The organism is Pseudoalteromonas luteoviolacea H33-S (assembly GCF_001625695.1).
Classification (GTDB): domain Bacteria; phylum Pseudomonadota; class Gammaproteobacteria; order Enterobacterales; family Alteromonadaceae; genus Pseudoalteromonas; species Pseudoalteromonas luteoviolacea_B.
In genome coordinates, this window is record NZ_AUXY01000140.1 from 1 (window position 1) to 8,466 (window position 8,466).

At 48.6% G+C, this 8,466-nt stretch carries 2 protein-coding genes; both read right to left on the reverse strand.

What is annotated here, in order from left to right; all coding sequences use genetic code 11:
• A partial coding sequence (locus tag N477_RS25460) for a non-ribosomal peptide synthetase (RefSeq protein ID WP_063360125.1) occupies positions 1–7,011 on the reverse strand: 7,011 nt, incomplete at its 3' end.
• On the reverse strand, positions 7,008–8,466 hold a 1,459-nt coding region (locus N477_RS25465), incomplete at its 5' end, for a non-ribosomal peptide synthetase (RefSeq protein ID WP_155732040.1). The genes N477_RS25460 and N477_RS25465, both read right to left, overlap by 4 nt.

Below are 8,466 nucleotides of genomic sequence, written 5' to 3' on the forward strand. Positions count from 1 at the left end.
CGCCAGCTGTGTCGGTAGACGTACCTGAACCGCCTGTAATAGACGCCCCTCAGAAAGCACAAAGCTGGCCTGCAGCTGATCCATCTTGTTCTGGTACTGAGCCTCGCTAAGCTCGCTCAAATCTAAGCGGCTGACGCTGGTGCGAGCCAAGGCCAGATCATCACGCTGTGGCGTATATTCACCCTGCCACTGTTCAGAGCTCGTAGACTGATAACGCACGCTCAGTGCATCATGACGGCCATATAAAGCCGCCACTAAGCTGATCAGGTGTGGTTGAGACAACGGCTGGGTCGGAGTCAGTAGCACCGCCTGATTAAAATGATGGACGTCAGTGCTGTCGGCCAACAGCTGCTGCTGGATCGGCAACAGCGGTTGCAAGCCGGATACCGGGCCCTGCTCGGCTAGGCGCTCCGCCTGACTTTGTACCTGAGGTGCCAACTGGCGGATAGTCTGGGCTTCAAACAAAGCACGCGCGCTGAAGTGTAGCCCCGCTCTGGCGGCGCGTGACACCAGTTGAATGCTGAGGATAGAGTCGCCTCCCAACTCAAAAAAGTTGGCAGTGGTGCTCACCTGTTCACAATCAAGCTGCAACAACTCGGCCCACAGCTTTTGCAAGATGCGCTCGATTTCCGTTTGCGGAGCCTGATAGGCAGCGCCCAACAGCGTATCCGAAGGCGCTGGCAGCGCTTTTTTATCGACTTTACCATTGGCAGTCACAGGCCATTGCGCCACGGGCACAAACACCGCAGGTACCATGTAGTCGGTCAGGTTAGTATGCAAATAGCGCTTTAGCTGAGGCACAAGCTGAGTGGCAAACCCCTCAGCACACTGCGTCTCTGGGATCACATAGGCAATCAGTTGTGCTGCGCCCTGTAGCTCCGAAACGACGACCAGAGCATCTTTCACAGCCTCATGTTGTTTTACCTGATATTCGATTTCTGCCAATTCAACCCGGAACCCCCGGATCTTAACCTGATGGTCAACACGGCCTAAAAACTCAATGTTACCATCAGCCATATAGCGGCCTAGATCGCCTGTACGATATAGGGTTTGCTGCAGCTCTGGATGCCATATAAACCGCTCTGACGTTAATTCGGGCGCACCACAGTAGCCTCTGGCCACCCCTCGTCCGCCAATATGAAGTTCCCCAATGTTGCCTTTTGGTACGAACTGACCTGACTGGGTTAAAATATAAAAGCTTTGACCATATAAAGGTTTACCATAAGGAATACTCTTCTGATTGCAAGGATCTGTAGTAACGGGGTAATGAATAGACCAAATCGATCCCTCGGTTGCACCTCCCATACTATGCACCTGGCAAGCGCTAAACCGGTCCCACAACCGACGTGGCAGTGAAGGTGGGATCCAGTCACCGCTCATCATCACATGGCGTAGTGGCGCCGTACAGCACCGCTCTTGCAATTCCAATTGTTCGGCCAGCAACCCTGCGGAGCTGGGGACTGTGTCCCACAAGGTCACATTATAACGCTCAACCATCTCCAACCAGTGCTCAGGATCAGTGGCTTTATCCGCATCTGGGAACACCACAGCGCCACCCGCTGCGAGCAAACCAAAAATGTCATAGACCGATAGATCGAAGCTGAGCGCAGAGACTGCCAAAATGGCATCCTTCTCGTCAACTTGGTACACCTGATTGATCTCCAGTAGCGTATTCACCGCTGCATGATGTTCAATTTCGACCCCTTTTGGTTCACCCGTCGAACCCGATGTAAAGATCACATAAGCAAGATCTGTGGCTGACTGCTGTATCTCCGGGATCTCGGCTGGTAGCGCTTCATCAGCATAATCATCTTTAGTAAAATCAATTTGTGGCAGTGTAATATTAACCACCCCGGCCTGCTCAATACCGTGTTTTGCATCGCTCAGCAACAGCAAAGAACAACCAGCCTTGTTCAGTATTTTCTCGCAACGCGCCTGTGGCCAACTCACTTCAAGTGGTAAATAAGCCCCGCCAGCCATCAGAATGGCCATAGTTGCGACCGCCTGCATCGGCCCTTTAGGTATTCTCACCGCAACAAGACATTCACTGCTCAGTTCATACTGAGACAATTGCATAGCAATCTGACGCGCCTGATGGTAAAGCTGGCGATAACTCAACTGGCCTTGCGCAGCAATGAGCGCCGTTGCATCAGGTGTTAGCCATGTCTGACGATAAAACAACTCGTGCATGCATATAGTATCGGGGTGTGCATCTGAGGCAGGGTTAAGCTCATGTATAAGCTCTTTTTTCTCCTCTTCAGACACGATCGGCAAGTGCGCAATTGGAGTGTCAGGTGCGATGACGATTTCATCTAAAAGTTTGGTGAAATGTCCCATCATTCTGACGATAGTCGCTTCGGCAAAGAGATCTTTACTGTACTCAAAGGCTAGCCCTATACCATCCTGGCTCTCACTGATATGTAAAATTAAATCAAACTTTGCGGTTTTGTTTTCTATTTCATTAGCCACTATGTTCAGGTCTGGAATGCGCACCTGTTCACTGTGATCTGAATTCATCGAGATCACCATCTGGAACAACGGTGCATGCGCACTGCTTCTGGTTGGTGCTAGAAGCTCCAGCAAAGTTTGCAACTGGACGTCCTGATTATCATGCGCAGCTAAATTGATCCGCTTCACATCTTGTAAGTACTCAGAAAACTGGCTGCATGGATCCACATCAGTGCGTAATATCAGGGTATTAACAAACAACCCTATTAGCTCTCGACATTGCGGGTGATGACGCCCACTAACGGGCATACCTAAAACAATATCAGATTCGTTAGAATATCTGGCAAGTAAGATTGAGAACGCAGCATGGAACACCATAAACAGAGTACACCCCTGAGCTGCCGCTAAATCGTGAAGCTGTTCGCCAAGTGCTATGCTCAGCGGTTGTGTATAAGTAGCACCCTGCAAAGACATTTCTGGCGGTCGGGGGAAATCACCAGGTACGCTGTGTAATTGTGGCAGATCCGCTAACTGTTCAAGCCAGTATTGCGTTTGGCCAGCTAGTTGTTGCACTCTAGGCTGCGAATGCTCCCATAGTGCATAATCAATATATTGTAGCGGCAACATATCTAAAGCCGGAGCGCTGCCACTTTGCAGCTGTGCGTAACGACTGACAAACTCCCGATAGAATATATGCTGAGATTCGCCATCGAAGGCAATATGGTGTATCACACAATACAGCACTCCCTCCTGAGCACCGGAGGCCTGTCGCAGGCGAATATATCCCGCACGGATCACACCTTCGTTTTCCAAATCAAAGGTATTTCTGGCTTGTTGCGACAAAATAGTGTCACAGCGCGCCTGCTGATCGGTACTCGAATCTTCACTCAGATCAAACACCTCCAGCTTAATTGCCTGCTCACAAGGTATTTGTACAACTTGTCCTGCTTTTTCCACATAGCGGGTGCGTAGCACTTCGTGACGTCTGACGATATCATTGAGCGCCTGCTCCGCCAAAGCAAGGTCTAGCGTACCTTCTATTGTGTATGCCATCGGAATATTATACTGATGACTGCCACCCAAGCTCTGATCTAACATCCACAGCCTGTGCTGTGCCATAGATAGGGTATGCCCCTCAGTACTTCGCGGCACAGCAACGATTGCATCGGTATGTGTATCATGCTCCTTGTCGTCAATGCAGGCAGCCAATTGAGCTAGTTGCTGATGCTCAAATATTTCAGATATTTTGATTGTGAGCTGAAATTCATCCGCTATCTGCGCTGCCAACTTGGCACTGAGTAATGAGTTACCGCCCAGCGAAAAAAAGCCATCGGTAGAGCCTATTTTTTCTACTTCACAACACAGCAGTGTCGACCAGATAGCTGCCAGCCGCTGCTCTGTCTTAGTGACAGGCTTTTGATAATGTTGCGTCGGAGCCGATGTGACTCTGAGCGCCTGTTTGTCAATTTTGCCATTACTGGTATAAGGCCACTCAACAACTAGTTGAATACTATGAGGTACCATATAAGCAGGCAAGGCTTTTGACAGCTGCTTTAATAGTCCATCAGGCTCAACAGATGCATTTGCCGAGGACTTAACAAATGCTAGAATTTGACTGTGACCATTAGCCTGCTCAGTCACTAAAGCCACGCTGGAGTCAATCTCCGCAATTTGATCAAGATGGTGCTCAATTTCGCCCAACTCAATACGATAACCATGGATTTTCACTTGTGAATCGGAGCGACCCAAATAGTCGAGATTGGCGTCTGAACGCAACCTGACGAGATCACCCGTTTTGTACAAATAAGGAGAGCTGTGTTGATCTGCAGGATCATAATAAGGGTTATTTATAAATACTGCCTCTGTCAGCGGTGCTTTATTCAAATAACCTGCTGTTACGCCGGCCCCACCCAGATAAAGCTCCCCACTCACCTGCTCAGGCGTCAACTGAAGATTACGATCAAAGACGTAGGCCTGCGTCCCGGCAATAGGTTGACCGATATGCGGAGTATTGCTCAGTGAGACGTCAAAACGTGCATAGGTCGAATAGGTCGTGTCCTCCGACGGACCGTATAGATTGTAAACCCGAATTTGTGACTGCTGTTCAAAAATACGGTTAACCAGCTGCTTTTGCAACGGCTCACCGGCTAAGTTCACTACCTCAACGGTCTCAGGCAAACAATCGGTATCAAGCAAAGTTTGCATTGCCGATGGTACCGTATTGATTAAGGTGATGTCGTCGCTTTTTGTTACCGCTAAGATATTGTCAACCAACATTAGGCTATGCCCTAGACTCAGGGGTAAAAATATCTCAAATACTGACAAGTCAAAGTTAATCGATGTGGCAGCAAGCATTCGCCGCGTAGCCGAGCCAGAAAACTCCTGTTCAGCCCAACTCAACATAGCAACCGCATTACTGTGAGTGACCATAACTCCCTTGGGTTGCCCTGTAGAACCAGATGTGTAGATCACATAAGCTAGCGCTTGCTCATTCTCGGCGCGCCAATTCGGCGCTTGCTGTGATTCTTTTATGCTGCTGGCTTGCTGTAAATCCCGATCAGCAAAATTATCCAGACAAATTTGCCTACCTGGGTAGTCAGCGACTACACCTTCACTACTTGGATCAGTCAATACCACTGGTACCTGAGTATCGCCCAGCATATAGTTAATGCGATCTTTAGGGTATTCTGGGTCGAGCGGTACATAACCCGCGCCAGCTCGCAAAATAGCCAACATGGCAATCACCATATCGGTACTACGGGCCATGCATACCCCAATCAACTGACCCCGCTGTCCCGCCAGAGCCTGGCCAATCATTTGACTTAATTGCTCGACTTTACGACCCAGCTGACCATAGCTGTAAGACTTATCCTGCCAGTGCACTGCGATCCGATCTGGATGCGCCTCAACTTGCTGATCAAAGCGCGCATGCAATAAACCTGTTGCCTGCTCATCCAACGCTGTGCCCCGTAATACGAGTGCCTGCTGCTCGGCAAGACTGAGCATAGGCAAAGCTTCAGGTGCGCAGGTATCTAGTGAATTTTGTTGCCACAACGTCAGCACACTTTCTAACAAGGTTTCGAAATGACGCTGCATACGTGCGATCTGTGTATCGCTAAATAGAGCCACATCAAAGTTCCATGCGACTGTCAGTGCCTCCGCTGTCGTGTGAACGGCAATGTCTAGATCCGTTTTTACACTACTGGCATCCAACCGTAATTCCTGAAAAGCGACCCCAGTATTCAACTTAGGTGACGTCGCGGAGTTAGTAGTAGCTGCAATCTCTGAGTTGGCCGTTAACAGGATCTGAAAAGCAGGGGTAGCCGACAAGCTTCTCGGGATCCCGAGTTGCTCAATGATCAGCTCCAGAGGAACTTCCTGATTTTCCAGCGCTTCACGATGAACCCGCTTAACATGTGCCATGTAATCAGAAAAACTGCTTTGTGCTGTATTTACCCGAAGCACCAAAGTGTTGACAAAACAGCCTATCAGCGACGCCAGCTCAGGCTGATTGCGGTTGGCAACTGGCAGCCCCACAACAATGTCGTCACTGTTACTATGACGGGAGAACAACAGCGCTAATATGGCATGCACAAAAACAAACGGTGACACTCCATAGTGCTGTGCAATATTGGTGACATGTGCCATTGTGGCAGATGAAAATTGGCTGACCAATTTGTTGCCAACGTGCTGCTTTACTTTTGGTCTAAGTTTAGTCTGTGCCAGATTGTGCAGTAATGGTAGCTCCGCAAGTTGTTCCGACCAATAGTTTAGCTGCTGTGCAAGCTGGCCGTCCTGCAATTGTTCATTCTGCCAGATAGCATAGTCTTTGTACTGGATCGGTAACTCAGGATGCGATGGCATCTTACCACCCAAAATGGCTTCATAGTTACTAATGAATTCCTGGTTAAAGAGTTCCAACGACCAGCCATCAGCCAGAATATGATGCATGTTAACCAGCAAATACCCACTATCGTCTGACGCTGAGTCAAAATAACTCACTCGGAATAAGGGGCCTGCCTGCAAATCAAACGGGCGCTCAACTTCCTGTCTGAATAACTCATGGAGGTTTTCCTCTGTCAAATCAGTCATACCATCTAGTGATGTAGTTGAGATCACAAACGGCGCCTGCGGTACTACACTCTGAACTGGCTCATTGTCCTTTTCTGTATAACTAGTTGATAAAATCTCATGGCGAGCAATAATGGCTTCTATCGCCTGCGTGGCAGCAGCCAGATCTAGGCGGCCTTGTAGCGCTAGTACCACAAAAATATGATACTCAGCACTGCCTTTTTCCTGTACACGGTCTAAGAACCATAATCGTCTCTGCGCACTGGATAAAGGCGCTGGCGAGTCTATCTTGCTGGCGCGAATACGATTATCCTCAGAGCCCAGCTGGTCAAGTGATTGTAGATAGCTTTTTAACGCAACTTTGTTTTCCTGAATCTGCTGTTTTAGCTGAGGTGATAGGGTCTTTGGTAAGCGCACCGACCATTTTCCCTGTTGTTTGATCACCTGTGCACCAGCCGATTTTAATTGTGCAACTAAGTTTTTGATATTCATAATTCCAGATCCTCGAATTCTTCCTGCGGTTCGCCTGTACTAAGGTCAGATGTGCTTAACCACTGCTGGTGCTCAATGATACTTGCCAGCTCCGCCAAATTTGCCCCTTGATATAAGTCTTTAATTGGCAGTGTTATATTATATTTGTTATTGATTTCTCTTTGCATTTTCACAATCAACAAAGAATGCCCACCTAGCTCTGAGAAATCTGCCTCGACACTGATCTGCTCCACTGGCAAACTCAGCAGCTGCGACCAGATCTCGACCAGCTCGTGTTCCACTTGTGTACTTGGCGCCACATACTGGGTGGTGTTGATCCGTCCGTACTGATGTAACAATGCTTTTTTGTCTATTTTTCCGTTACTATTTGTCGGCCATTGCGCCACCGGCACATAGTGGGTTGGTAGCATATAGCTAGGTAGCTTTTCTTTTAACTGAAGCCTTACCATGGCAATAAAATCAGCTGGTTGCTGCGTCTGGTTTTTACTCTTGAGGTATGCAATCAGCTGAGGTGAACTTGTTTGTGTTTCGTGCAGACATACATAACACGCGTCTACGGCATTCAGAGCCTCAATATTGGCTGCTATTTCGCCCAACTCCAGTCGATGACCTCTGATCTTGATCTGATCGTCCTTACGGCCAAGAAATTCCAGCCCGCTCTGCCCATCACATCTCACCACATCGCCGCTACGATATAGCCGCACCGATTCAGTACCAGCAGTGCCTGGCAAAGTGACTGTTATGAATTTTTCATTTGTAAGTGCTGGTCGTCCAAGGTAGCCCCGGGCAAGCCCCAGACCATAGATACACAGTTCTCCAGTTCCATTAATAGGTGTAATTTGGCCTGTCTCATCCAACAATACATGGCCATATCCGGCCAAACTCTCAGACAGGTAAATTTTATTGTTATCAAGCTCGGTCTGTTGTACTTCATGAACCAATGAAATTACCGTCGCTTCAGTTGGACCATAGCAATTGAAGAGTCTGGCTGTGGTTGGTAACAACGCCTGTGCCAGATTCACGGGCAACGGCTCACCGACCGATAATGCAATCAAGTCCTGCTTTCCAGCCCATTGTATATCGACAAGCATTCGCCAGGTACTCGGCGTAGCCTGTAAGAAATTAATATCATGCGACTCAATCAGGGCTGCCATAAGAGTCGGATCTCGCTGATCCAGCTCGTTTGCCAAAATACAGGTACCACCCACATATAGCGGAGCAAAAAGTTCAAGTACGGAAATATCAAACGAAAAAGTTGTGGTGGCAAGCCACTTCATCTGCGTTTGCTCCGACTGTGGCAGCATTTGTAGCATGGCGCTAATAAAGTTTGCAGCCGCTGCGTGTTCAATCATGACCCCTTTGGGTTGTCCGGTAGAGCCTGAGGTATAAATTACATAAGCCAGTGCGTCAGCACTCAGCCCCAGCACCGTGCGATCTGGATTTTCGCAGCTGTAT